This is a genomic window from Methylocaldum marinum (assembly GCF_003584645.1).
In the GTDB taxonomy this organism is placed as follows: Bacteria; Pseudomonadota; Gammaproteobacteria; order Methylococcales; family Methylococcaceae; genus Methylocaldum; species Methylocaldum marinum.
The window spans coordinates 3,941,652-3,967,398 of sequence record NZ_AP017928.1; the positions used below are offsets into that span (position 1 = coordinate 3,941,652).

27 protein-coding genes are annotated in these 25,747 nt (G+C 57.3%); 3 read left to right on the forward strand and 24 right to left on the reverse strand.

All coding sequences use genetic code 11. From position 1 onward, the window contains the following. Window positions 1–15: 15 nt before the first annotated feature. The 24 genes from sS8_RS17485 to mnmG all read right to left on the reverse strand — a co-directional run bounded on the left by sS8_RS17485 (window position 16) and on the right by mnmG (window position 21,505). Window positions 16–780: an HAD family hydrolase gene (locus sS8_RS17485; RefSeq protein ID WP_119630856.1), complete on the reverse strand. Its 765-nt coding sequence runs from the start codon at window positions 778–780 to the stop codon at window positions 16–18. 2 nt (window positions 781–782) lie between these two features. Continuing rightward, window positions 783–1,238, reverse strand: coding sequence for a tellurite resistance TerB family protein (locus tag sS8_RS17490; RefSeq protein ID WP_119630858.1), 456 nt, complete (start codon window positions 1,236–1,238; stop codon window positions 783–785). Window positions 1,239–1,291: 53 nt separating this feature from the next. Further along, a complete protein-coding gene (locus sS8_RS17495; protein ID WP_119630860.1) occupies window positions 1,292–1,534 on the reverse strand; it encodes a VWA domain-containing protein in 243 nt (80 codons plus the stop codon). After that, window positions 1,510–2,685 (reverse strand): TerD family protein, encoded by a 1,176-nt coding sequence (locus sS8_RS17500; protein ID WP_119630862.1) that lies wholly within the window; start codon window positions 2,683–2,685, stop codon window positions 1,510–1,512. The genes sS8_RS17495 and sS8_RS17500 overlap by 25 nt, the downstream gene beginning before the upstream one ends. 37 nt (window positions 2,686–2,722) lie before the next feature. Then, the gene (locus tag sS8_RS17505) at window positions 2,723–3,301 is read right to left on the reverse strand and encodes a TerD family protein (RefSeq protein WP_119630864.1); all 579 of its coding nucleotides are present in this window, start codon (window positions 3,299–3,301) and stop codon (window positions 2,723–2,725) included. A gap of 41 nt (window positions 3,302–3,342) precedes the next feature. Beyond that, window positions 3,343–4,506 (reverse strand): phosphoribosyltransferase domain-containing protein, encoded by a 1,164-nt coding sequence (locus sS8_RS17510; protein WP_119630866.1) that lies wholly within the window; start codon window positions 4,504–4,506, stop codon window positions 3,343–3,345. 112 nt (window positions 4,507–4,618) lie between these two features. Further along, the gene (locus sS8_RS17515; RefSeq protein WP_119630868.1) at window positions 4,619–5,215 is read right to left on the reverse strand and encodes a TerD family protein; all 597 of its coding nucleotides are present in this window, start codon (window positions 5,213–5,215) and stop codon (window positions 4,619–4,621) included. Window positions 5,216–5,246: 31 nt separating this feature from the next. After that, complete coding sequence (locus tag sS8_RS17520) at window positions 5,247–5,945, reverse strand: TIGR00266 family protein (protein ID WP_119630870.1); 699 nt, start codon at window positions 5,943–5,945, stop codon at window positions 5,247–5,249. Between the two features lie 58 nt (window positions 5,946–6,003). Continuing rightward, entirely contained in the window at window positions 6,004–6,582 is a 579-nt protein-coding gene (locus tag sS8_RS17525; protein WP_119630872.1) for a TerD family protein, read from the reverse strand. Between the two features lie 481 nt (window positions 6,583–7,063). Next, complete coding sequence (gene glmS / locus sS8_RS17530) at window positions 7,064–8,896, reverse strand: glutamine--fructose-6-phosphate transaminase (isomerizing) (RefSeq protein ID WP_119630874.1); 1,833 nt, start codon at window positions 8,894–8,896, stop codon at window positions 7,064–7,066. Window positions 8,897–8,900: 4 nt separating this feature from the next. Beyond that, window positions 8,901–10,271 carry a bifunctional UDP-N-acetylglucosamine diphosphorylase/glucosamine-1-phosphate N-acetyltransferase GlmU gene (glmU, locus tag sS8_RS17535; protein WP_119630876.1) on the reverse strand — a complete coding sequence of 457 codons (1,371 nt, stop codon included), beginning with the start codon at window positions 10,269–10,271 and terminating at the stop codon, window positions 8,901–8,903. 166 nt (window positions 10,272–10,437) lie between these two features. Next, entirely contained in the window at window positions 10,438–10,860 is a 423-nt protein-coding gene (locus tag sS8_RS17540) for a F0F1 ATP synthase subunit epsilon (RefSeq protein WP_119630878.1), read from the reverse strand. Window positions 10,861–10,878: 18 nt separating this feature from the next. After that, window positions 10,879–12,261, reverse strand: coding sequence for a F0F1 ATP synthase subunit beta (atpD, locus tag sS8_RS17545; RefSeq protein WP_119630880.1), 1,383 nt, complete (start codon window positions 12,259–12,261; stop codon window positions 10,879–10,881). Between the two features lie 44 nt (window positions 12,262–12,305). Continuing rightward, window positions 12,306–13,169, reverse strand: coding sequence for a F0F1 ATP synthase subunit gamma (atpG, locus tag sS8_RS17550; protein WP_119630882.1), 864 nt, complete (start codon window positions 13,167–13,169; stop codon window positions 12,306–12,308). 10 nt (window positions 13,170–13,179) lie between these two features. Further along, window positions 13,180–14,721 (reverse strand): F0F1 ATP synthase subunit alpha, encoded by a 1,542-nt coding sequence (gene atpA / locus sS8_RS17555; RefSeq protein ID WP_119630884.1) that lies wholly within the window; start codon window positions 14,719–14,721, stop codon window positions 13,180–13,182. A 13-nt stretch (window positions 14,722–14,734) separates the two neighbouring features. Further along, window positions 14,735–15,271 carry a F0F1 ATP synthase subunit delta gene (locus sS8_RS17560; RefSeq protein WP_119630886.1) on the reverse strand — a complete coding sequence of 179 codons (537 nt, stop codon included), beginning with the start codon at window positions 15,269–15,271 and terminating at the stop codon, window positions 14,735–14,737. Continuing rightward, window positions 15,271–15,750: a F0F1 ATP synthase subunit B gene (locus sS8_RS17565; protein WP_119630888.1), complete on the reverse strand. Its 480-nt coding sequence runs from the start codon at window positions 15,748–15,750 to the stop codon at window positions 15,271–15,273. Before sS8_RS17565 ends, sS8_RS17560 begins: the two co-directional genes overlap by 1 nt. A gap of 53 nt (window positions 15,751–15,803) precedes the next feature. After that, complete coding sequence (gene atpE, locus sS8_RS17570; protein WP_119630890.1) at window positions 15,804–16,067, reverse strand: F0F1 ATP synthase subunit C; 264 nt, start codon at window positions 16,065–16,067, stop codon at window positions 15,804–15,806. Window positions 16,068–16,109: 42 nt separating this feature from the next. Then, window positions 16,110–16,889, reverse strand: a complete 780-nt coding sequence (atpB, locus tag sS8_RS17575; RefSeq protein WP_119630892.1) for a F0F1 ATP synthase subunit A — start codon at window positions 16,887–16,889, stop codon at window positions 16,110–16,112. A gap of 12 nt (window positions 16,890–16,901) precedes the next feature. Next, window positions 16,902–17,279: an ATP synthase subunit I gene (locus sS8_RS17580; RefSeq protein ID WP_119630894.1), complete on the reverse strand. Its 378-nt coding sequence runs from the start codon at window positions 17,277–17,279 to the stop codon at window positions 16,902–16,904. 67 nt (window positions 17,280–17,346) lie between these two features. Continuing rightward, the gene (locus tag sS8_RS17585) at window positions 17,347–18,192 is read right to left on the reverse strand and encodes a ParB/RepB/Spo0J family partition protein (protein ID WP_119630896.1); all 846 of its coding nucleotides are present in this window, start codon (window positions 18,190–18,192) and stop codon (window positions 17,347–17,349) included. A 9-nt stretch (window positions 18,193–18,201) separates the two neighbouring features. Next, window positions 18,202–18,996 (reverse strand): ParA family protein, encoded by a 795-nt coding sequence (locus sS8_RS17590; RefSeq protein ID WP_119630898.1) that lies wholly within the window; start codon window positions 18,994–18,996, stop codon window positions 18,202–18,204. A gap of 7 nt (window positions 18,997–19,003) precedes the next feature. Beyond that, window positions 19,004–19,624, reverse strand: coding sequence for a 16S rRNA (guanine(527)-N(7))-methyltransferase RsmG (gene rsmG / locus sS8_RS17595; protein ID WP_232020345.1), 621 nt, complete (start codon window positions 19,622–19,624; stop codon window positions 19,004–19,006). Window positions 19,625–19,630: 6 nt separating this feature from the next. After that, window positions 19,631–21,505, reverse strand: coding sequence for a tRNA uridine-5-carboxymethylaminomethyl(34) synthesis enzyme MnmG (gene mnmG, locus sS8_RS17600; RefSeq protein ID WP_119630899.1), 1,875 nt, complete (start codon window positions 21,503–21,505; stop codon window positions 19,631–19,633). Window positions 21,506–21,891: 386 nt separating this feature from the next. Between mnmG and sS8_RS17605 the strand changes: the two genes are divergently transcribed. Genes sS8_RS17605 through sS8_RS17615 form a run of 3 tightly spaced genes read left to right on the forward strand, consistent with a single transcriptional unit; the run spans window position 21,892 to window position 25,743 of the window. Then, window positions 21,892–22,806 carry an AAA family ATPase gene (locus sS8_RS17605; RefSeq protein WP_119630900.1) on the forward strand — a complete coding sequence of 305 codons (915 nt, stop codon included), beginning with the start codon at window positions 21,892–21,894 and terminating at the stop codon, window positions 22,804–22,806. 1 nt (window position 22,807) lies between these two features. Continuing rightward, window positions 22,808–23,761: a DUF58 domain-containing protein gene (locus tag sS8_RS17610; protein WP_119630901.1), complete on the forward strand. Its 954-nt coding sequence runs from the start codon at window positions 22,808–22,810 to the stop codon at window positions 23,759–23,761. Then, window positions 23,758–25,743 carry a transglutaminase TgpA family protein gene (locus sS8_RS17615; protein WP_119630902.1) on the forward strand — a complete coding sequence of 662 codons (1,986 nt, stop codon included), beginning with the start codon at window positions 23,758–23,760 and terminating at the stop codon, window positions 25,741–25,743. Before sS8_RS17610 ends, sS8_RS17615 begins: the two co-directional genes overlap by 4 nt. The last annotated feature ends 4 nt before the right edge of the window (window positions 25,744–25,747 follow it).

A 25,747-nucleotide genomic window follows, 5' to 3' on the forward strand; every position in this document is an offset into this window, starting at 1 on the left:
ACTTGTAATGTCCTTCTATCGTTGAGGAATGAACCGGCCGAACGTTCGCTCGAACAGCTGCGAGGTTCGGGGCGTCACAAGATAATCGCATTCCGCCAGAAAAGCGCCATCGATTTCGCTGTCACCGAGACCGAAGGTGAGGATCTCGCCATGCTCCCGGCGCAGGCGGCCGATCAGATGACGCACGGCGTTTTCCTTGCCGAGCGCCTTGGGTAGTACGGCCAGATTGTTGCCGTTCCGATGCAGGCGGTAGGCTCCCGCCTGAGCCTCCACCCAGGGTTCTACCGCTTCCCTTTGCAGCTGATCCAGGTGATCCTCCCGGCCATTTCGGAATTTCGCGACCAGATAGAACGTGAGATCGAAATCTTCGATCAGGCGGACGCGCACATCCAGTCCCTGCTCCGCCGCGAAAATCCGGGCCGTTTCGAGGGCATGCTGGAGCCCTTCGAGAGCGTCCCGTGTCGCCGGGAGCATCCGTTCGGACCAGTCTTTGTCCGGCTTTCCGGCTGCGTCGATGATGACGCCGCCGTAGTCGAGAATGCGCCAGCTCCGAAACGGCAGTTCGACCCGGCGATAGGCTTCCCAATCCCTTGCCGTCGTCGGGATCACCGTCATGTTCGTTTCCAGAAGACGCCAAAGCGCTCGCTGCTTGGCCGTCATGAACGAGTGCGCGCTGCCGTCGCGCAGAAAAGCGGCAGGGTACAGATCGTCCTCGACCGGGCACTTGGCCCGGCTCTGAAACAGGGTATCGTCCAGATCGAGGAAAACGTACGCTTGCACGATCAGGTCAGTTCGAATTCGGCCGGATTGAGGCCCAGTTCCATGGCAATCTTGCGGGCGACGCGTTTTTCATTGTCGTCGAAATTGCCGTCCGCGCCGGCGATGCAGATGATGAGGCGCATGATCAGGCGAGACGCGGCGTCGTTGTTCTTCATTTTGCGCAAGGCCTCGTAAGCTTTGGCTTCGCCCAGGTCCTTGTCGAACTCGATCTGGCTCACGGCGTTCTGAAAGGCATCGATCAATTCCTTGGCGGAAAATACGGACAACGCTTCATAATTTTCGATGAAGCGCATCATTTTCTGCTTTTCTTCCGACGAAATGATGCCGTCCGCCATCGAAACCAGTACCGACCCGCTGACCGCCGCGTTCAGAAAGTCGCGATTCTTGAATTTCAGCGCCTCGTTCTTGAGTTCGCTGGCCTTCTGCTTCAAGGAATTGAAGAAATTTTGGAAGCTCATTTGTCTTTTCCTCGGTCAATTGAAAAAGTCGCTGGCGATCGCGATATCCTGGTTCACGCCACAATACCCCTGTGCCGCGCCTGTTCCAGCCACAAGGGAAATTTGTTCAAAACACGGTCGTAAAGTTCGCTCTCGGCAATTTCGTGCACGTCATCCAAGGCGAAAAAATTGCCGTTATCGACAAGGCGTCCCGATAAGGTATGCAGTTTTTCGAGAATGCCGTAGTTGCGGTAGATTTCCGGCAACATCAAGGCCCGCTCCTCGGCGAAGCTTAGTCCTTGCTGCCCCTGGTCCATCTCAACCCCCAATGGTGCGCCTCGTCCAGATCGAGATGCCCGCGGTAGTAATCGAGGAGCTTGGTGATGGCCACCGATCCACCCCGGTTCTCCAGCATCGCGATGCCGCACATGGTCCGGTCGTTGCGGTGCGAGTCGAGCCGAACCTCGATTTCCGGCTGTTCGGGGGTCTTGATCGTGATGATGGCGTCCGCTTCGGACCAGTTGGGTACGCCCTCGTAGATGAAGGCATAAACCAGGATGCGTTTGACTTCATCCCAGTGCTGGCCGTTGATGCGCAGATTCTCGCCTTCGCTGCGGGCCCCGCTGCGGTCGTCCGCGTCCAGCGAAATATAGGGCAGATGGTGATAGTCGCCGAAAGCGTTCCCCAGCGCCTGCACCACGCCTTTCTTCCCGTTCTGGAATTCGAACAGGCATCCCAGGTCCAGATCGATGTTGGCGGACTTTGCGACGCCGAAGAAACCCTTCTTTTGCGATCGCATGTTCCAATTGAGATTGATGAGAATTTCGCCGTGCGCGGTTCCGGGTTTCTTGTCCAGAGAAACCGTGTTGCCTCGTTTCTCCAGGGTGATCTTGCTGAGATTGACCGGTGGAGCGGCCGGTTTGGGCGGGGCGGGGGCGGCCTCCGGCGCGACTTCGCCGCCGAAATGCCGGACCAAAGCGGCCAGGCCGCCGTTAAAGCCCTGTCCCAGTGCACATAGCCGCCAGACGCCGTCCTTGCGGTAGATTTCCAGCAGCATCAAGGCGCGCTCGTCGGCAAAGTCCGCTCCCGTGAACGAAAAGCGCGCGGCTTCCCGCCCGCCATCGAGGAGTCGCACGTGGCCGCTCTCGATCGCCGACATGGTCCCGGCACCGTCGATGGCCGCCGTGATGGTCAATCGTTCGATGGCGGGCGGGAGCCGGCCGAGGTCGACGGTGAAGCCCGCCGTATCGCCGGTAGGCGTCACCGAACCAACCCCGCCGCAAGGCGTCATCGGCTGGTTGAAGAAGGTCATGTAACGCTCGTCGGAGAGCCTGCCCCGGCCGTCCAAGCCGAAGCAGGCGAAGTCGATGACCAGGCCGGGAGCGTTCGCGGTGACGCCAACCGTGAACGTCTGGCCGTTCGGAATCAGATCGGCGATTTTCGCCCGTTGTCCGCGCGATAAGTTCATGGTTCCTTCTTGCTTCAGAAAAAAAGTGGAATCCGGCTTAGCCGACGTTGACGCCGTGTTGCAGGGCCAAGGCTTTCAGTCCTCCGGAATAGCCCTGCCCGACGGCTCTGAATTTCCAATCGCCGCCGTGACGGTAGAGTTCTCCGAATATCATCGCGGTTTCGGTCGAATAGTCTTCGGACAGATCGAAGCGAACCACTTCCTGGTTGTTGTCACGATTGACGATGCGAACGAAGGCATTGCTGACCTGACCGAAACTCTGCCGGCGCGCCTCGGCGTCGTGGATGGTGACTACCACGACCAATCTTTGCACCTCGGGCGGAACCTTGGAGAGGGTAACATTGATGGACTCGTCGTCGCCTTCACCCTCGCCGGTCAGATTGTCCCCGGTATGTTCGACCGAACCTTCCGGTGACTTCTTCTGGTTGTAGAAAATGAAGTAAGCGTCGCTCGGGACCTTGCCGTCTTCCTTGACCAGAAACATGCTCGCGTCGAGATCGAATGGCTGTCCATCGGTCGCGCGCGCGTCCCAGCCGAGTCCCACCAAGACGTTTTCGAGATTGGGCGCCTCCTTGCTCAAGTTTACGTTGCCGCCTTTTTGAAGACTGATGCCCATAAGGTTTCCTCCTCGATGTTGTGAGTGAAACGAATACTCTCCTAGGGAGCTGAGAGTTCTGCCGGCTCCGAATACCGGAAAGGCAGACAAGCCGGTCCAAGTTGCCGGAGGAGGTCGGTTAAACCTTCCGGCGGTGTTTCATGACAAACGATGATACGCCCGTAGTGATCCGGGTCGACGTTATACAAGTAATTCGGGATACCTTCGCCGTAGTTGTCGGGAAAGACCAGGCGCCGGCCGATATCGGCGCCCGCCAGTATCGGCGAACGGGTAGTGGCTTGCACCGCCACGTCGAACCCCAAGGTTTCCAGTTCGAGGCCGATCCTGAAAGCGGCATGCATGAATTCTCCGGTTCCGAGGACCAGTACGCGCGCGCCGGCTTCGAGTCCGCTTACGAGCCCGCGGATCGTTTCCCCGGCCGGAACCTCAAGATGCCGGTCGATGCCGAAGCGACCCAGCCGGTCCGCCACAAAACCCGGTTCGCAGGTGTTGGTGCCGACGGCAGGCGGAGCCTTCCCGGCGTAAACCTCTTCCGCGGACTCGAACGAGAAGGCGCCGTGCAAGGCCGCCACGCAGTGCACCGGCAGGCCGACCCGCTCGGAAAAACGTTCCGCGCTCCGCTCGCCGCTGAAATTGGTAATCGCGACGAAATGTACGCGTTCAAGCTGGGGATTCCGTGCGCGATAAGCCTCGACCAGGTTGCACAGGGTGGAACCGGTACTGATCTCGTCGTCCACGATCACCATTTCGCGCGCGGTCCGGAATAAATCACGGTGATGCGCGTCCAGCGGTTCGTAGAGATACTGGTCCGGAGCATGGCAATGGCTTTCCTCGAAAGCCAGAAACTTGCGCCCCGGAATACGGTAACGGGTGGAATGCAGGAATAGGGCATGAGCGCCAATTCGCCGTTCCAGGGCCGCTTCGAAAACTCCTTGCCCCAAGCCGGTCGCCGTTTCCGCCATGGCGACGAAGACCCACGGACCGGCGCCGAAACCCAGCCCGGATGCCAAGTGCCGATGCACGCGCCGCATGGTCGAAGGCACGGCCGGCCAGTGCTTGCCCAGTACTTTGCTCAAGAACAGAAAGCCGCGTTTTCGATTGTCGCGCGCGGCGAACCCGCAAAGCTCCTCGAGCGAAAATGCGGCCTCGCGCACTTTCACCGTGAGCACCCCGGTTTCCAGCGCGGCGTGGTGCAGGGCCGTCATGCCTGTTCCATGACTTGCCAGGCGCGAGAGATTTCCATTGCACCCGCCGGAAGGCGAACGCCTTGACTAAAGTTCTTATTGAACCGGACGCGGACCATCATCCCGACGTCGATCACAAGTGCGGTCGAATTTGCGGAAGCAATTGGTCAAAGGTCCGGCCCTCGCCGGTTTCGCCGATGGCGTGCATTTTCCATTCGTCGTTGTGCCGGTAGACCTTGGCCATGATCATGGCGGAGTGGCTGCCTTGGCAGCTCAGATCGTAGCGCGCGATTTCGGAATCATTCGCGCCGTTGACGATGCGGCAGAAAGCATTTTCGACGCGGGAGAAATCCTGGCCGGTGTAATTGTTCACGGTGAAAACCAGGCTTTTCACATTGGCCGGAACGTTCGGCAGTTCGACGACGATCTGCTCGTCATCGCCGTCGCCCTCGCCGGTCAGATTATCTCCGGTATGCTGAACGCTGCCGTCCCGGCTGCGCAATTGACGGAACCAGACTGCATCGAGAAGATTGCCCTGATCGTCGAACAAGAGGCACGAAGCATCCAGGTCGATGTTTCCGCCGCCCCCGCCCCCGAACAAGCCTCCCAGAAGCCCGCCGCTCTTCGCTTTGGCGGCATCCCAGCCCAGCCCCATGACGATCCGGGTCAAGCTTCCGTTGGCTTCCTTTTCCAGCGAGATTTTTTGCCCTTTTTGCAAATTGACGCCCATCTTTGATACCTCGTTATTAGACTTGCATTGGTCAGGCGGAACCAGTCCGTCGTGCTTGGCCGACGAAGAGCTCGCGGTTACGCGAACACACCACAACCGAGCCCTGCCCACGAAACTTGAGCACCAACCCTTCGCCGGAGGTCATCGAATTGACCAAAGAACCGAAAAGGCCGCCGCCGGAACGCGCGACACCCACCTCGTACTGTAGGGTAGAAGACCAGGCGACGGCATGATTGTTGTCGATGACCACATCTTTGCCCGGCTCGACGTCGAGCTTGAAAATCGACCCGAAACCCGAAACTGCGATTTTGCCCTGGCCTCTGGCCTCCATCACCACGAAGCCGCCGGTGCCGCCGAACAGCGCTCCCCCTAAATTGTTCAACCGCGAGCGGATGTCCACGGTAGACTCCGCCGCCACGAAGGCACCGTCGGCAAGCGTGTATGCCGCACCCGCGGAGACATCCAGAAGTTCGATCCCTCCCGGCAGAGCGGGGGACAGGAGACAGTCGCCGTCCCCGTCCACCGCCTCGATTTCCTGCTGGAAGATCGATTCGTCGTTCGCGAAACGCCGCAAGAGGGCCTGTCCCAGGCCGCCCCGCATCTGTCCCTTGATCCTCAGCGTATCCTCCATCATGACCATGGCGTCGGATTCGCAAAAGATCTTTTCGCCTTTTTCGAGACTTACGTGCAGAAAGGGATCGACATCCCCGGTAACGGTGAAATGTGGCATGCTTTTTTGGCTCTGGTTTCCGGAACCGACAGCCGTTCCGGCCGGTTCAAGGTGCTGGTCAGCCGACGTTTACCCCAAAATCGGTCGCCAAAGCTTTGAGCCCGCCGGCAAATCCCTGCCCCACGGCCTTGAACTTCCATTCCGAACCGTGCCGGTAAATTTCGCCGAAAATCATGGCGGTTTCGGTCGAATAGTCTTCCGAGAGGTCGAAACGGGCAATTTCAGTATCGCTGTCCTTGTTCAGCACACGCATGAAGGCATTCCGCACCATGCCGAAATTCTGTTTGCGGCTCTCGGCCTCGTGGATGGTTACGGCGAATACGACACGCTGAATACTAGCGTCGACCTGCGGCAGATTGATGAAAACTTGTTCGTCGTCGCCTTCTCCGGCGCCGGTGGTGTTGTCTCCCGAATGTACTACCGCACCATCGGGTGAGGTTTTTTGGTTGTAGAAAACGAAATGCGCGTCGGACAGTACTTTGCCCGATTCCCCCACCAAAAATACGCTGGCATCCAAATCGAATGCCGCGCCATCGGTGGAACGGGCGTCCCAACCCAACCCGACGGTAGCATTAACCAGACCCGGATCGGTTTTGCTCAGACTGACGTTACCGCCCTTTTGCAAGCTAATGGCCATTTCTTCTCCCCCGTGTTTGATTGTCTAAAAATGGTTAGTGCCGACTGGCGCCGACATATTGTTCGTCCTATGCCTTCCAGGCCGCACAAAAAAGCGGCCGCTGCTGAAGCGCTTTATAGTACCGGTGATTTCATAGGCCGAAAAAGCCTTTTACCGCAAAAAGAGTAGTCGACAAATTTTCTTTAGGCCAAGCTTGTCCATCTTGATACGGGAACGCCGTTGATTGCAAGCCGGATTCGGGTCCGGATGGGCAGGTTCACCCTAAAAACCGCAGTTCAATTTCCGAAATGACCGAAATTTCCTCATCAGCCGCCGCATTCCCTCACCCCAACCCCTCTCCCAGAGGGCGAGGGGCTAAACCCTTCTCCCGAACTTCAAAACGCCCTCTCCCTTTGGGAGAGGGTCGGGTGAGGGTCTTGGAGAAGGGCTGGGGATGAGGGCCTAGCGCTTTTCAGGTTGTATCCAACTGCCGGATTTAGGTTCACTCCACGGTGACCGATTTCGCCAGGTTGCGCGGCTGGTCCACATCAGTGCCTTTGATCAAGGCGACATGGTAAGCAAGCATCTGTAACGGGACCGTGTAGACGATCGGCGCTACGATCTCCTCGGTCTCGGCGACACGCAGCAAATTGACGCCCGGTGCGCTCTCCATGGGCACGCGCACGTCGGCGAAGACATAAAGTTCGCCGCCTCTCGCCTGTACCTCCTGCAGATTCGATTTGAGCTTTTCCAGGAGTTCGTTGTTCGGAGCGACCGCCACAACCGGCATCTCGGCATCGATGAGCGCGAGGGGGCCGTGTTTGAGTTCGCCGGACGGATAGGCTTCGGCGTGAATATAAGAAATCTCCTTCAGCTTGAGCGCGCCTTCCATGGCAACCGGGTAATGGGCTCCGCGCCCAAGGTAGAGCGCATGCCGCTTTTCCCCGAAGCGCTCCGCCCATTGCTCGATTTCATCTTCGAGAAGTAGTACACGCTCGATCTGTTCAGGCAGGTTTTCAAGCTCCTTGACGATACGCGCTTCCTGCTCGGGCGCAAGTCCGTTGCGCTTGCCCAGGGCGACAACCAGGAGGAGCAGGGCCGTCAACTGCGTGGTAAACGCCTTGGTGGATGCGACCCCGACTTCCGGGCCTGCACGGGTCATCAGGGTCGATTCGGATTCCCGGACGATCGAGCTTTCCGGCACATTGCAGATCGCAAGCGTGTGCGCGTAGCCGAGCTTTTTCGCTTCCTTGAGCGCCGCCAAGGTATCGGCGGTTTCGCCGGATTGCGAAATGGTAACGAACAAGGTTCCCGGCGGCACCACGTTCTTGCGGTAACGGAATTCGCTGGCCACCTCCACGTGGCACGGAAATCCGGCGATCGATTCTATCCAGTAGCGTGCCACCATGCCGGCATGATAGCTCGTGCCGCAGGCCACGATCTGCACGGACTTGATGTGATCGAAGGCCTTTTCGGCATACGGGCCGAAAGCCGCGTCGAGTACCTTTCCGGCGCGTATACGGCCATCCAGGGTTTTTTCGATGGCTACCGGCTGCTCGTGGATTTCCTTTTGCATGTAATGGCGGTATTCGCCGCGCTCCACGGCATCAGCCGCCAGTTTGGTTTCGTGGACGGGCCTTTGTACCGCGTTTCCGTTCCTATCGTAGATGCAGACCGCTTCCGTGGACAGATCGGCGATATCACCGTCCTCGAGGAAGATGAAACGCTGGGTTTCGCCGACCAGGGCGAACACATCCGAAGCGATGAAATTTTCGCTTTCGCCCAGCCCCACGACCAAAGGACTTCCGTGGCGCGCGGCGATCAGCCGCTTCGGCTCCGCGATACTGACAACGCCGACGGCATAAGCGCCTTCCAGCACCTTGCAGGTCTCCTTGACGGCTTCGAAAAGGCTCAGGCCCTCATCCAGAAATTCGTGGATCTGGTGGACGATGACCTCGGTATCGGTTTCCGAATCGAAATCGTATCCTTTCTGTCTGAGCCGGTCTCTGAGATCCTCATGGTTTTCGATTATCCCGTTGTGAACCACGGCTACGGACTCGCGGCAGATATGCGGATGGGCATTGCGTTCCGAGGGAACCCCATGGGTCGCCCAACGAGTGTGGGCTATGCCGACTTTACCCTCGACTAAGGAAGTTTGCAGCGCGCTTTCCAGCTCTCTGATCTTTCCCTTCCTGCGTAATCGCTGGAGTTGCGCTGAATCGTCCAGGACCGCGAGCCCCGCGGAATCGTAACCGCGATATTCCAGGCGGCGAAGTCCTTCGATGAGGACGGGCGTAACGACTCTGTGTGCAACGGCACCAACAATACCACACATGGCTTCAACTCCTTTTCTTAACGGGTCGCTGCCAACCCTCTACGGTTATTTGTTTCGCCCGGCTGAGGGTCAGGGCGTTTTCCGGCGCGTCCTTGGTGATCGTTGCGCCGGCGCCTATGGTTGCATTCTTGCCGACTCTGACCGGCGCGACCAGCTGGGTGTCCGAACCGATGAACGCACCGTCTTCTATGACGGTTTGATGTTTGTTCGCGCCATCGTAATTGCAGGTGATCGTTCCGGCGCCGACATTGACGTCACGGCCGATGATGGTATCGCCGATATAGCTGAGATGATTGACCTTGGAACCACTTGAGATCGCGGATTTCTTAACTTCCACGAAATTACCGACGTGGACGTGATCGTCGATCCGCGTTTCCGGCCGGATACGTGCAAAGGGGCCGATTCGGGAGCCCTCACCGATTACGGCGTCTTCGATGACGCAATTCGGCAGAATTTCCACATTGTTGCCGATCTCGCAATCCCTGATTACGCAATTGGCGCCGATGCGAACGTTATCACCGAGCTTGATCCGGCCTTCCAAAACGACATTGACGTCGATCTCCACATCGCGTCCTACGGCGTCGATTTGGCCCCGCACATCGAAGCGGGACGGGTCGCGCAAGCTTACTCCGGTTCGCATCAACTCTTCAGCGAGTCCGCTTTGGAAAACCCGTTCCAAATGCGCCAGCTGCGCGCGATTGTTGACTCCCAACACTTCGTTGGGGTCGCTCGGTTGAACGGTTTCCACCCGCACATCGTCCGCAACGGCCATGGCGATCACATCGGTAAGGTAATATTCGCGCTGGGCATTGTTATTTTCCAGCCGGCCCAGCCATTTCTTCAGATGCCGCCCGTTGATGGCGAGAATTCCGGTATTGACTTCCCTGGTCTCGCGCTCTTCGGCCGAAGCATCTTTTTCTTCCACAATCCTGAGCACTCGCCCCTGGGGGTCACGGACGATCCGGCCATAACCGTAAGGATCGCCGAGATTGACGGTCAGCAGCCCGATTTGATCCTCGCCCGCCAAAGGGAGCAGCTTTTTCACGGTCGCATCGTTCAGCAAGGGTACGTCCCCATACAGAATGAGCACGGTAGACTCTTCCCCGATAGCGTCCGCGACCTGCATGACCGCGTGCCCCGTGCCGAGTTGTTCCCGCTGTTCGACCCAAGTCACCTCCAGGTGTTCGAGACTCTTGAGAACCGTCTCTCCACCGTGTCCGTAGATCACGGTGATCTTGTCGGGACGCAACCGATTGGCCAAGGCATAGACGTGTTCCAGCAGAGACTTATTGCCGATTTTGTGGAGGATTTTGGGAAGGGACGAACGCATTCGCGTTCCCTGGCCGGCAGCCAGGATGACGATTTCCAAAGGCATCTTCCGTTTTTCCTTATTGAAGAAGCGGAAAATAAAAGATTAACTCGACCCGACCGGTCATGCCGATCGGATCTTCTTCTTTATATTAACGTGAAAAACGAAAAAACCCAGCAAAATACAGGCACCGCATGCCCCGTATTCTGCCGGGTCTCGAGAATTCCGGAACTTAGGCGCGGCCTTTCCGGTATTTCTCCAGGGTTCGAAGTTGCATGACGGCTTCGGCGAGCTGCGCTTGCGCCAGAGCGTAATCGATTTTGCCGGACTTATCCGACAGCATCTCCTCCGCACGCCTCTTGGCTTCCAGCGCCGCCGCCTCGTCAATGTCCCGGGCGCGAACGGCAGTGTCGGCGAGAATAGTCACGACCTGCGGCTGCACCTCCAGCATGCCGCCCGAGATGAAAAACGGATGGACTTCCTGATCGCTGACCTTTACCCGTACCTCGCCCGGCTTCAGGCGGCTGAGAAAAGGGGCGTGCCGTGCGGCAACACCCACTTCGCCCATTTCGGCCGGAGCTACCACCATTTCCGCGAGCCCGGAATAAATCTCCGCCTCCGCGCTCACGATATCAACGTGGATCGTCATAGCCATAGTGCTTTTCTCATAGAATTAAGCGGCAGCGCGCTTGGCTTTTTCCAGGGCTTCGTCGACGCTGCCGACCATGTAGAAAGCCTGCTCCGGAACATCGTCGTATTCACCTTCGACGATGCCCTTGAATCCGGCAATCGTGTCCTTCAACGATACGTATTTGCCGGGAGAACCAGTGAATACCTCGGCGACGAAGAAGGGCTGCGACAAGAACCGCTGTACCTTGCGAGCACGCGATACGATCAGCTTGTCTTCCTCGGAAAGCTCGTCCATGCCGAGGATCGCGATGATGTCGCGAAGCTCTTTGTAACGCTGCAAGGTACTCTGCACCTTGCGGGCGACCTGATAGTGCTCCTGGCCGACGACCAGCGGGTCCAGCTGGCGGCTGGTCGAATCGAGCGGGTCTACAGCCGGGTAGATACCCAACTCGGCGATCTGCCGCGACAACACAACGGTGGCATCCAAGTGGGCAAAAGTGGTTGCCGGAGACGGGTCGGTCAAGTCGTCCGCGGGAACGTATACGGCCTGAATCGAGGTGATGGACCCGATCTTGGTCGAGGTGATCCGCTCCTGGAGTACGCCCATCTCTTCGGCCAGGTTGGGCTGGTATCCCACTGCGGAAGGCATGCGGCCGAGCAACGCGGATACTTCGGTACCGGCCAGCGTGTAGCGGTAGATATTATCGATGAACAGCAGTACGTCGCGGCCTTCGTCCCGGAAGTACTCCGCCATGGTAAGGCCGGTCAGTGCAACGCGCAGACGGTTGCCCGGAGGCTCGTTCATCTGGCCGTATACCAGCGATACCTTGTCGAGAACGTTACTTTCACTCATTTCGTGATAAAAGTCGTTCCCTTCGCGGGTGCGCTCACCGACACCGGCGAACACCGAATAACCGCTGTGCTCGATCGCGATATTGCGGATCAGCTCCATCATGTTCACGGTCTTGCCGACACCGGCGCCGCCGAACAGGCCGACCTTGCCGCCCTTTGCGAACGGGCACACCAGGTCGATTACCTTGATGCCGGTTTCGAGCAGTTCGTTGGCAGCCGCCTGATCCTGGAAGCTCGGGGCTTTGCGATGGATCGCCCAACGCTCTTTTTCACCGATCTCACCCTTTTCATCGATCGGTTCGCCCAAGACGTTCATAATCCGGCCCAGCGTTTCCTTCCCAACGGGTACGGAAATCGGGGCACCTGTATTCGTGACCTTCAGCCCCCGCATCACACCGTCGGTGCTGCCCATGGCGATCGTTCTGACTACGCCGTCGCCGAGTTGCTGCTGGACCTCGAGCACCAAGTCTTTATCATCGACTTTCAGTGCGTCGTATACTTTGGGAAGGGTCTCGCGTGGGAACTCCACATCCACCACGGCGCCGATAATCTGTACGATTTTGCCCGAACTCATGACTGTCCTCGTAAAACTCTTGCGTTTATTCTGTATGGATTCGCTTAGACCGCAGCCGCGCCGCCGACGATTTCCGCGATTTCCTGGGTAATGGCCGCCTGCCGCGCTTTGTTGTAGATCAGCTGTAACTCTTTGATGAGTTTTCCGGCGTTGTCGGAAGCGCTTTTCATGGCGACCATGCGCGCTGCCTGTTCGCAGGCATTGTTTTCGACTAACCCTTGGAAAACGATCGACTCCACGTACCGAACCAGCAACTGGTCCAGCACTTCCTTGGCGTCCGGTTCGTAAATGTAATCCCACTGCCCTTTACGTTCCTCGCCGATTTCCTCCGGCCGAATGGGAAGCAACTGGACCAGCCGCGGCTTTTGAGTCATCGTGTTGACAAACTCGTTGTAAAGAACGTGCAGCTCGTCGATCTTGCCTTCGGAATATTCGTCGACCATCGTTTTTATGACGCCGATGATATCCTGCAAATGGGGCCGGTCCCCGAGCCTGGTTGCCTGGGCCAGCACATTCGCACCGATCGAGCTGAAGAACGCGGTACCCTTCTGGCCTATCGTGCTGAGGGTGACATCCTTATTTTCTCCGTTCCAGCCGCGCATTCTACGCAGGGCCAGTCGGAAAAGATTTGCGTTGAGCCCCCCGCACAAGCCCCGATCGGACGAGATCAGGATCACCCCGACCCGATTCACCGGCCGCTCAATGGTGAACGGATGTTTGTATTCCGGGTTCGCGTGTGCCAGGTGCTTGATGATCTGCGCTATTTTCCGGGAATACGGACGGGTCGCCTGCATTCTGTCCTGGGTCCGGCGCATTTTGCTGGCTGCCACCATTTCCATGGCCCGCGTGATCTTCTGAGTATTCTTGATACTCGTGATCTTCAGACGGATTTCTTTTCCGACGGCCATTGATCAATCCCTACCAAGTATGGGTTTCTTTGTACTTCGTTATGGCTGCGTGCAGCGACGACTGAATTTCGTCATTGTAGTCGCCGGTCGCATTGATCTTTTCCATGAGATCGACATGTTCCGATTTCATGTAGTTCTGCAGGCCGTCTTCGAAATCCCTGACCTGGTTGACCTGCAGGTCGTCCAGGAAGCCTTCGTTGACTGCGAACAGAGATACGGCCATTTGAGCCACGCTCAGCGGCGAGTACTGACTCTGTTTCATAATTTCGGTAACACGCTGACCGCGTTCGATCTGTTTCCGTGTGGATTCATCGAGATCCGATGCGAACTGGGCGAATGCCGCCAGTTCACGGAACTGAGCCAGGTCGAGACGTACACCGCCGCCTAACTTTCTAATGATCTTGGTCTGAGCCGCGCCACCCACGCGTGACACGGAAAGACCGGCGTTCACGGCTGGACGCACACCCGCGTTGAACAGGTTGGTCTCGAGATAAATCTGACCGTCCGTAATCGAAATCACGTTGGTGGGAACGAAAGCCGATACGTCGCCGGCCTGTGTCTCGATAATCGGCAAAGCGGTCAGCGAGCCGGTCTTGCCCTTGACCTTTCCGCCGGTCAGTTTCTCAACCTCGGCGGCATTGATTCGGGAGGCGCGCTCGAGCAGGCGCGAATGCAGATAGAATACGTCTCCCGGATAGGCTTCGCGTCCCGGCGGACGGCGCAGCAGCAGGGAGATCTGCCGATAGGCCCAAGCCTGCTTGGTCAAATCGTCATAGATGATCAGTGCATCCTCGCCGCGATCGCGGAAAAACTCGCCCATGGCGCACCCGGCGTAAGGCGCGATGAACTGAAGCGCGGCTGACTCGGAAGCGGAAGCGGCCACGATAATGGTATGAGCCATGGCGCCGTGTTCCTCGAGTTTCCGTACCACGTTGGCGATCGAGGACTGCTTTTGGCCGATGGCGACGTAAATACACTTAACGCCGGTGCCTTTCTGATTGATGATGGTATCGATGGCGATGGCCGATTTCCCGGTCTGGCGGTCGCCGATAATCAATTCGCGCTGGCCGCGGCCGATCGGGATCATCGAGTCGATGGACTTGAGACCGGTTTGCAGTGGCTGGCTGACCGATTGTCTAGCGATAACGCCGGGCGCGATCTTTTCGATCGGCGAACGATCCTGCGCTTCGATGGGACCCTTGCCGTCGATCGGCCGCCCCAAGGAATCCACGACACGCCCGAGCAAGCTTTCACCCACCGGAACGTCGAGAATGCGTCCGGTGCATTTCGCGGTATCGCCTTCGGCCAAATGTTCATACGCACCGAGCACGACGGCGCCGACCGAGTCCCTTTCAAGGTTCAAGGCCATACCGAAGGTATTGTCCTTGAATTCGATCATTTCACCCTGCATCACTTCGGTTAGGCCGTGGATACGGACGATACCGTCGGTCACACTGACGATAGTGCCTTCCGTGCGGGCTTCGGCACCGATATCGAACTGCTCGATGCGCTTCTTTATGAGTTCACTGATTTCAGATGGGTTCAGCTGCATGTTTCTTCTCGCTCTAATTCCAGAGTCTCTTTGCTAATCGTTCAACCTGGCCGCGTATGGATGCGTCTATCACGCGGTCGCCCGCCTTGATGTAGACGCCGCCGATCAAAGATGGATCGACATCGACACGCAGACGCGCCTTCTTTGCCAAAACGCCCTCCAGCACCTTGGACAACCTGTCTTGTTCGGTGTCTTTCAAGGGAAATGCCGTACTGACGTCGACTTCGATATATCCCTCATCGTCGGCTTTATACTGGTTGAATAGCTCAGCGATGTATCTAACCAGCCCCAGCCGGCGATTCTGGATCAACAGCCGGACGAAATTTTGCGCCTCGGAGTCCAGGTGATCTTTGCAGAGACCGAGAAAAGCCTCCGAAAACTGCTCGCGGTTCGCCTTCGGATTGGCCGAGGCTTTAGCTAACTGCTCGTCTTCCATAAGCATCCAGACGAAAGCGAGCGCTTCACTCCACTTTTCAGCCGTTCCCGTTTCTTTGGCCCTTTTGTAAACCGCAACGGCATAAGGCCTCGCCAACGTCGTTAACTCGTCCATTATGCCTGACCCAATTGCTTACCGAGGTCGTCGATGATTTCCCGGTGCTTCTTCTGATCCACTTCTTTCTGCAGGATTTGCTCGGCCGCGGAAATGGCCAGCACCGACACTTGTTGACGCAATCCTTCTTTTGCCTGTTGCAATTCGCGCTCGATTTCGGCCTTTGCGGCGGCGACAATTCGCTCGCCTTCCTCCTTCGCCGACTGCTTCGATTCCTCGACCACCTCGCCGGCTCGCTTCTGCGCGAGATTGACGATCTCTGTCGCCTGATCCTTGGCTTCCCTCAACAGTGCGGTTGCGCGCTTCTCGGCCAACTCCATTTCGTGCTTGCCTTTTTCAGCCGAAGCGAGACCGTCGGCAATCTTTTTCTTGCGCTCCTCAAGGGCTTGCATCAAAGGCGGCCACACGTACTTCATGGTGAACCACACCAGAAGCGCAAATGTGATCATTTGGCCGATCAGAGTAGCGTTAATACTCACAGCGCTTTCCTCTTTAGGTTATTTGCCGTTAAAGCGTCGCAATCGCGGCTGCGTTAGCCTTGGAGTGCAGACAGGAACGGATTGGCGAAGGTGAAGAACAGGGCAAGACCCACGCCGATCATGGTTACGGCGTCGAGCAGACCGGCGACGATGAACATTTTCACCTGCAGCATCGGAACCATTTCCGGCTGACGCGCAGCACCTTCAAGGAATTTTCCACCCAACAAACCGAAACCGATTGCGGTTCCCATGGCGCCCAGGCCCAGGATGATGCCTACGGCGATTGCGGTCATGCCAGATACAGATGCGATTTCCATTGTTCCTCCGAATTTTCGAACGTTAGGGTTGGTTGAAAGAGATTAATGATCTTCGTGGGCCAAACTCAGGTAAACGATGGTGAGAACCATGAAGATGAAAGCTTGCAAAGTGATGATCAGAATATGAAAGACCGCCCACGGAAAACTCAGTATGGGCTGCACATACCAGGGCAGCAGGGCGATCAGGATGAAAATCAGCTCGCCGGCGTACATGTTTCCGAAAAGACGAAGGCCGAGCGATACCGGTTTCGCCAATTCCTCGACAAGCTTGAGAATCAGGTTGAACGGAATCATCCATACGCTGTGAAAAGGGGTCAGAATCATTTCTTTCCCGAATCCGATCGGTCCTTTCACTTTGAAGCTGTAGAACAGGATCAGAAAGAACACCGAAATCGACATGGCAAAAGTAGCATTCAGATCGGTGCTGGGAACGACGCGGAGATAATCGAGACCGATGGCCTGGCCGATTCCCGGCAGCAGATCGACCGGGATCAGGTCCATCGCGTTCATCAGGAATACCCAGACGAAGATGCTCAGAGCCAAGGGCGCGATCAAGGCGCTACGGCCATGAAAACTGTCCTTGACCTGAGTGTCGACGAATTCGACGATCATCTCGACGAAGTTCTGCAAGGGACCGGGTACGCCGGACGTCGCTTTTTCAGCCGCCTTGCGGAATAGAACGACAAATAGTCCGCCCAGAAAAACCGAGAAAAACAGGGTATCCAGATGCAGTGTCCAGAATCCTTCGCCGGTCGATAGAGGGGTGAGGTGATGAACGATGTATCCCGTTGCCCCGCCGGAGCCATGCTCTTCTGTTGCCATATTTCTTTCTCGTTACCCTTCGATATCGCGCATCAAAAGCGCACACCAAAACACCACCAACACCGATACGAAACCGGCAAATAATGGCAGGAATAAAATGTTAGGCAGTTGGAAAATTAAAATAAACAAACCGGCGGTTATGATTATTTTTATGCTCTCGCCGATATAAAACGATCTTACGATGTCTTCTGCCGTTCTTGTTCTATCGGAAACTCCGAATTTTGCGGCGAAATAGACATTCGGCAGAAAGGCAATGAGCCCGCCAAACAGCGCTGATCTCGCTACCGGCCAACCAAAGAAGGCCAAGGTAACACCCCCGATCAGTGCAATCGTAAATAGCTGCATCAATAGAACCCGCTTGACGGCGAACAGCAATTTTTTCGCTGTCATGGAGAGTCCTTACGAAAACGCTTCGGAATGATAACAATCAAAATGTTGAAGATCAACGTTACATGTTTTATTTCAAGCGATCGAGTACGCCCTCCAGTTGATCCAGGCTGTCGTAATGAATGACCAGTTGTCCGGCCCCTTTCTTTCCGTGCTTTATCAGTACCGGGGCACCGATTCGCGTGGCGATGCGTTCTTCCAGGCGGCGGATGTCGGGATCCTTGATCTCCGGCTTTCGTGTCTTCTGCCCGTCCCGCAGCTTTTGAACCAGCAGTTCAGTAGCGCGAACACTCAACTTTGCCCCGGCGACTTTACGCGCGATTTCGGCCTGAAGTTGAAACTCCAGCGCGAGTATCGCACGCGCATGGCCCATTTCGATGGCGCCGGTTAATAGAAGATGTTTGACTTCCGGATGAAGTTCGTTCAAACGGAGCAAATTGCTTACGGTTGCGCGGGACTTGCCGACCGCATCGGCAACCTGCTGGTGAGTCATTTCGAATTCTTCGAGCAGGCGCTTGAGGGCTTCCGCTTCTTCCAGCGGATTCAGGTCTTCCCGCTGGATATTCTCGATCAAAGCGATGGCCAAGGCGGCCTGATCGGCAACCTCTCGCACGACGACGTGTAAGTCGTGCAATCCCGCCAGTTGCGCGGCCCGCCAGCGCCTTTCGCCGGCGATGATTTCATAATGGCCGTCGCCCATCGGCCTAACCACCACCGGTTGGACGATGCCTTGGGCACTGATCGAATCGGCCAACTCCTGGAGTCGCGCCGGATCGATGTCCTTGCGTGGTTGAAAGCGGTTCGGCCTGATCTGATCGATGGAAAGCGTTTTGAGCTTCTCGGTTTCGTTTTCCAGCTTCGCGCCGCCCAACAACACATCGAGGCCGCGGCCGAGTCCTCGTTTTTTTGCCGTCATGATTGGAATTTATTGAAGAATGGAAGCGATTTTGCGCGATTTTTGATTGCGCCGGACGATTTCGCCCGCCAAAGCCAGATAGGCGACGGCTCCCCGGGAGGATTTGTCGTACTTCAGAACCGGCAGTCCGTGGCTGGGAGCTTCGGCCAGCCGGATATTACGGGGTATGACGGTGCGGAAAACCTTGTCGCTGAAATGGGCGATCAATTGAGCGGACACGTCGTTCGCCAGCCGGCTGCGGGGATCGTACATCGTGCGAAGCAAGCCTTCGATACGAAGTTCCGGATTGACCGAGTCGCGGATATCCCCCAGCGTATCCATCAGATCCGAAAGCCCTTCCAAGGCATAGTATTCGCACTGCATGGGGATCAGGACGCTATCCGCGGCAATCAGGGCATTGAGGGTCAAGACGTTGAGCGAGGGCGGGCAGTCAATGATGACGAACTGGTAATCCCCACGGCAGTGATCGAGCGCCTCGGCAAGTGCGCGCTCCTTGTCGGGCTGCTGCATCAGCTCGACCTGGGCGGCGGTGAGATCCGCATTGCCCGGCAGTAGATCGAATCCGATGTCCGTCAAGGACTTGATTGCGTCGCGTGCGGTGGCCTGGCGGATCAAGACGTCGTATGACGAGACATCGAGATCTTGCTTGTCGATGCCGCATCCCATCGTCGTGTTGCCTTGCGGATCCAGATCCACCAACAAAACGCTATGCTTGATCGCCGCCAATGACGCCGCCAGGTTAATGCTGGTAGTGGTTTTGCCGACGCCCCCCTTCTGGTTGGCTACCGCGATTATTTTGCCCATGGTCTCCTCAACCGACAGCTATTTCGATCAAATGACGTTCAACGTCCAGACCGGGGATATTCAAGATATGAGTATCAACCACACAGTCTTTCAAAGAGCGGATTTCGTTTTCGGGCAGTTGCCCTTTCTGAGCCAATATCATGCCTCCGGGAGCCAGCATTCTTCGCGTTCCCGCAAAAATTTCGGCAAGGTTCGCGTAAGCTCGCGCCAATATCGTGTCGAAGCCGCGCTCCGGATGGTACTCTTCGACGCGCGAAGTGACGACTTTCGCGTTGGAGAGGCCTAATTCGATTATGGCCTGCTGAACAAAACGCGTCTTCTTCGCATTGCAATCCAATAAAATGAAACTCCTGTCGCCGCTCATGATGGCCAGGGGAATTCCCGGCAACCCGGCGCCCGTCCCGACATCCAGTATTCGTTCTCCGTGCAGATAAGGCCAGACGGTTAGGCTGTCGAGCAAATGCAAATCCACCGCTGTCCGCGGGTCGCGAATGGCGGTCAAGTTGTAAAGCCGATTCCATTTCTGGACCAAGCGCAGAAAGGCCAGGAGCTTTTTGCCTTGTTCCGGCGTAAAGGGAATCTCCAGGGCGGTCATTCCTTCCGCCAGCCGTTTGCCGAGCTCGTCCACTTAAGATCAGGCGCTCTTCTTCTTGAGATGTACCAGCAGCAAAGAAATCGCCGCCGGCGTGACGCCCGGAATCCGCGCCGCCTGACCGACGGTTTCGGGACGTGTCTGTTTGAGCTTTTCCTTGACTTCGTTGGATAAGCCGATGACGTTCCGATAATCGAGATTCTCCGGCAAGCGCCAATGATCGTAGCGGCGGGAGCGCTCGATTTCCGCATGCTGGCGATCGATATAGCCCTGATACTTCGCCTGAATTTCGATTTGATCGAGCACTTGCTCGTTTTCTTCCGCGGCCAGACGAGCGGATATCGCTCGCAGATGTTCGATGCGAATCTCCGGCCGCCGCAGCAGCTCGGCCAGGCTCGACTCGCGCGGCAGCGGTGCACTCAGGAAGGGGCTCACGGCTTCGGCTTCCGGCGTGTTCGGCCTCACATAGTCTTTTGCCAGGGTGGCCCGGATCTCCGCGATCGTCTGCTGTTTCGCTTCGAAGACACGCCACCGCTCGGCATCGACTAATCCCAGCTCGCGGCCTTTTGCCGTCAGCCGCAGATCGGCATTATCCTCGCGCAGCAGAAGCCGGTGCTCCGCGCGGCTGGTGAACATGCGGTAGGGTTCGTTCGTGCCCCGGGTGATGAGGTCGTCGATCAGAACGCCCATGTAAGCCTCGTTACGGGTGGGTGACCAAGGATCCAGATCCTTCGCCTTGCGCGCGGCATTGAGTCCGGCGATCAAACCTTGCGCCGCGGCTTCCTCGTATCCGGTCGTGCCATTGATCTGCCCGGCGAAGAACAGGTTCTCGAGGTGTTTGGTCTCAAGCGAGGATTTCAGGTCGCGGGGATCGAAGAAATCGTATTCGATGGCATATCCCGGACGCGTAATATGGGCGTGTTCGAAACCGCGTATCGACCGCACCAATTCGTACTGCACGTCGAAGGGCAGACTGGTCGAAATGCCATTGGGATAGATTTCGTGCGTGTCGAGACCTTCGGGCTCGACAAAGATCTGATGCGAATCCCGTTCCGCGAAACGCACGATCTTATCCTCGATGGACGGACAGTAGCGCGGCCCGACCCCTTCGATCACTCCGGCGTACATCGGCGAACGATCGAGGCCCGCGCGGATGATGTCGTGGGTCCTTTCGTTGGTGCGGGTTATGAAGCAGGGCACTTGGCGGGGGTGCTCGTCCCGTCGGCCGAGGAATGAGAATACCGGGACGGGTTGATCGCCCGGCTGCTCCTGCATGACGGCATAGTCGACGCTACGCCCGTCGATTCTGGGCGGCGTGCCGGTTTTCAGTCGCCCGACCCGGAAAGGCAGTTCGCGAAGGCGCGCCGCCAACGCGTTCGACGGCGCATCGCCCGCTCTTCCGCCTTCGTAGTTTTCGAGACCGATGTGAATCCGACCGCCCAGGAAAGTGCCCACGGTAAGAACCACCGCACGCGCCCTGAATTTGAGCCCCATCTGCGTGACCACACCGGTTGCGCGATGGTTTTCCACGATCAGATCGGAAACGGCTTGCTGGAACAAGGTCAAATTCGGCTGCGTTTCCAGAGCCCGGCGCACCGCCTGTTTATAAAGCACCCGGTCCGCCTGGGCGCGCGTCGCCCGCACCGCCGGACCTTTACTGGCATTGAGCACGCGGAACTGGATTCCGGCGCGATCCGCAGCGCGCGCCATCAGACCGCCTAGAGCGTCGATCTCCTTTACCAAATGTCCTTTGCCTATCCCGCCGATGGCGGGATTACAGCTCATTTGGCCGAGAGTTTCGATGTTCTGAGTCAGCAGCAGCGTCCTCGAACCGGTCCTCGCGGCCGCTAAAGCCGCTTCCGTACCAGCGTGTCCGCCACCCACCACGATGACGTCGAATTCGGTGGAAAAATGCATGAGAGTCGAGAATTCAGACAGATAGACCGTTTTACACTTGTCGGAAGTGCTCGCATAGATTACTACATCAGGCGCCGAAATTGGCACTGCGTTCGCGATCCGATACGCTCAACGCAGCCCGGAGACATATCCGGGCGCGTACGCCGAGACATTTATGAGGACGAAGGTCCATCCGAGCCGGTTAAAGCGGGACGAAACCGAAGCGCCGAGTTTATCCGCCGCTGTCGGAATCGAGGCTCTGATCGGTTCAGGACCACCTCGACAGTCATTTTGCCGGTGAGGAACATGTCCCCGTTTACGATCTCGATTTGGCTCAGCTGCTTGCCGGGGTGTTTGCCGGTCAGACGCAGCTATACTTCGTTGCAATTACGGTTTCCCCGATTCGTATGCATCATTCGCTCAACTCACTTATCGAGACCGCCAATTCCGTCATACTCGGCAAGCCGCGCCAAATCCGCCTCGCGATTTGCTGCCTTTTGGCACGAGGGCACTTGCTCATAGAGGACGTACCCGGCGTCGGTAAGACGACTCTTGCGCACACGCTCGCCAACCTGCTGGGCCTGAAGTACCAGCGAATCCAGTTCACCAGCGACCTGTTGCCGGCCGATATCGTCGGTTCCTCGATTTTCGACGGAAAAAACCATACCTTTCAATTTCAGCCGGGACCGATTTTCCATCAAATGATCCTCGCCGACGAGATCAACCGCTCCACCCCCAAGGCTCAGAGTGCGCTGCTCGAGGCGATGGAAGAACATCAAGTCACGGTCGACGGAGAAACCCGTGCGCTGCCGGAACCGTTTTTCGTCATCGCCACTCAAAATCCGCTGTATCAGATCGGAACTTTTCCTTTGCCCGAATCGCAATTGGACCGCTTCCTGATGTGCATCAGCTTGGGTTATCCCGACAGCCGGTCCGAACGCGTTCTGCTCAAAGGCGAGGAACGCTCCGTTCTGCTCGAAAAACTTCCGGTATGCTTGCCGGCGGACGAGTTAAGGACTTTGCAGGAAGAGGTCAAGACCGTTCACGTGGCCGATCCGCTGTTGGATTATCTGCAAGGGCTGATTGGATATAGCCGGGAATCGGGTCACTACGAATGCGGATTGTCGCCCCGCGCCGGCCTGGCTCTGTTGCACGCCGCCCGAGCGTGGGCCTTCATCGACGAGCGCGAGGCGGTCCTGCCCGAGGATGTACAGGCGGTGCTGGCGCCGGTTTGCGGACACCGGCTGCGTACCGCGTCGAGGGGGGCCACGGACGCCGACAGCATCGTGGCTCCGATGCTTGAGCAGGTCGCGGCGGTTTGATATGGCGGCACTTTCGCTTCGGGAACGGTTGGATCTCCGGCGCTTTTTCCGGGGCGAAAAGGCGACCGACGGGCCGATTGTCCTGTCCCATCGACGAATCTTCATTTTGCCGAACCGATACGGTTTGGCACTTGCGCTGCTGCTGCTGATACAGTGGCTGACCGCCATCAACTACGGCAACAACCTGGCCTTCATCCTCACTTTCCTGTTAGCCGCCGCTGCCATGGCCTCGGTCTTGTACGGCTATCGCAATCTTTCCGGGCTGATCGTGGATACGGGGAAAGCAAATCCCGTTTTCGTCGGAGATCAGGCGCTGTTCGAACTGAGACTGAACAATCGGGCGGATATGCACCGCTATGCCATCGAGCTGAAACTCAAAGGTGCCGAGACGATTCGAATGGATATTCCGGCCGAAGGTACCATTCCGGCAGTCCTTCGCGTTCGAGCCGAAAAACGCGGCTGGCTGGAACTTGACTCGGTGATCATCAGCACCACTTTCCCACTGGGAATCTTTTACGCCTGGTCGCCGATCAATTTGAATTACAGGATTATGGTTTACCCGAAACCCGCGCGGGAAAGACTGCCTTTCCCGCGTTCGGGCGGCGATCATCTCGATGGCCGGGCGAGCCATTCTTCCGATGACTTCCACGGGTTTCGAGCCTATCAGGCAGGAGATCCGTTCAAGCATATTCATTGGAAAGGCCTGGCCAAAGGGGGGGATCCCCTCATCCGGCAATACACCGGCGGAGAAACGGAGATCATTCATTTGAGCTGGACGGATACCCGGGAAACGGACACGGAAGCACGCTTGAGTCGCCTATGCCGCTGGCTGTTGGATGCCGAACAGGCGGAGGTCCGTTATTCCTTGCATATGCCGGGAACCACGATCGCCGAGAACCGCGGCGCATCGCACTGTCGGAAGTGTCTCGAGGCACTCGCCTTATTCCATTCATGAAGACTGCCGCGCCTCCCTTCATTCCGGACCGAACCCAGGAAAACCTGCTCTTGTTCAGTGTTTTCTTTGTTGCCGCGCCGCATCTCCTCAATCTGCGGTGGGATATCGTTCTCTATTTTTGCTTGATGGCGGCCTGGAAATTTGCATCCGGATATAGGCCCGCCCTGCAGCCCGGACGTCTGCTGCTGTTCCTCCTCACCGTCGCCGGCGCGGCCCTGGTCTATGTGGATTACCATCGCTTTTACGGACGCGAGGCCGGGTCAAGCCTTTTTCTCGTCGGGCTGGGACTGAAATTGATGGAGATGAGGAACCGGCGTGATGTTTACCTCGTGGTCTATCTTGCTTTTTTCGTTGCGCTTACCCAGTACCTGTTCTCCGAGAGTATCGCCTTAGCCGTCTATACGCTGGCTGCGGTCGGCTTGTTGTTTTCCGTGCTGGTCGGGTTGAACGCCGGTCCCGTCTTGTCTCTCAAAGCGCGATTCAAGCTGGCGGCTTCGCTGGTGGCACAAGCCCTGCCGATCATGATCGTCCTCTTCATGTTTTTTCCGCGCATCGCGGGACCTTTGTGGAGGCTTCCGGACGAGCCGACCATTGCAAAAAGCGGCCTGAGCGACACGATCGAACCGGGCAGCGTGAGTCGCCTCGCCTTATCGCGAGAGCGCGCTTTTCGCGCCGATTTCAAAGACTCTCCACCGCCGCCCGTCGAGCGCTACTGGCGGGGACCCGTATTCTGGCATACCGACGGAAAGCGCTGGACCCTAACACCGGAACGAGGCAAGAACAAAGTTCAGACGGCTGAGTTTTCGGGACCCGCTTACCGTTACACGATAACGCTGGAACCGCAGCGACACCGATGGGTTTTCGCCCTGGATCTTCCGAAGGTCATTCCGGGCGATCTCTCGCAGACGCCCGAATATCTGTTACTGGCTCAGGGGAACATCGGTGAACGCCGGCAATACACCATCACTTCTCACTCGAAGTACCGAACCGGCGAACTACGCTCCGAGGAACGCGACCGCGGACTGCAATTGCCCGAAACGCCGTCGCTGCAAGTAGCCCGCCTTGTCGATGGCTGGCGCCGATCCTCGTCGAATCCGAGAGATATCGCGAACAAGGCTCTGCTCCATTTTAAGGAACAGCCTTTCGTATACACGCTGAACCCACCCCCCATTCGCGATAAGCAGGTGGATACGTTTCTTTTCGAAACCCGCAAGGGCTTTTGCGAGCATTACGCGACGGCATTCGTTTATTTGATGCGCGTCGCCGGGATTCCCGCCCGGGTGGTAACGGGGTATCAGGGAGGGGAATGGAACCCCGTCGGGAAATTTCTGGAAGTACGGCAGGCCGATGCGCATGCCTGGGCCGAGGTATGGTTTTCCGGGCAAGGCTGGACGCGGATCGATCCGACCAGTGCGGTGGCACCGCACCGAATCGAGCACGGAATCGATCTGGACCGCCAAATGGCCGATCAGGAGGTCAGTTTCAACGCGATGGAACGGACATTATTCGGTACCCAATTCGATTTGCAGGACTTGTATTTTCGAACGCGTCTGGTTTGGTCCAGTATCGATCACGCCTGGAATCAATGGGTCTTGACCTACAATCCGGAGAACCAGAAGCGTTTCTGGAACGCTCTGGGTATCGTCGATTGGCGTGGATTGATCACCTGGTCGGTCTCACTTTTGGTCTTCTGCGGCATCCTGATCGGGCTGTGGCGGCGGCCCCGCCTCAATTCCAGGCCCGGCGATCCCGTCATGACAGCTTATCAGCGGTTTCTCAAGAAATTGGCCAAGAACGGGGTCACCAAACGTACCGGTGAAGGACCGCGAGATTTCGGCGCTCGCGCCGCCTCCGAAAGACCCGAAGCCAAAGTAGCCATCGGAGCGATTACCGAGCTTTTTTTGGACGCGCGTTACGGACGGCAGATCGCTCCGGGCGATGTCGAACGCCTACGCCGGCGGGTAAAAGCGTTCAGAATTTGATCGG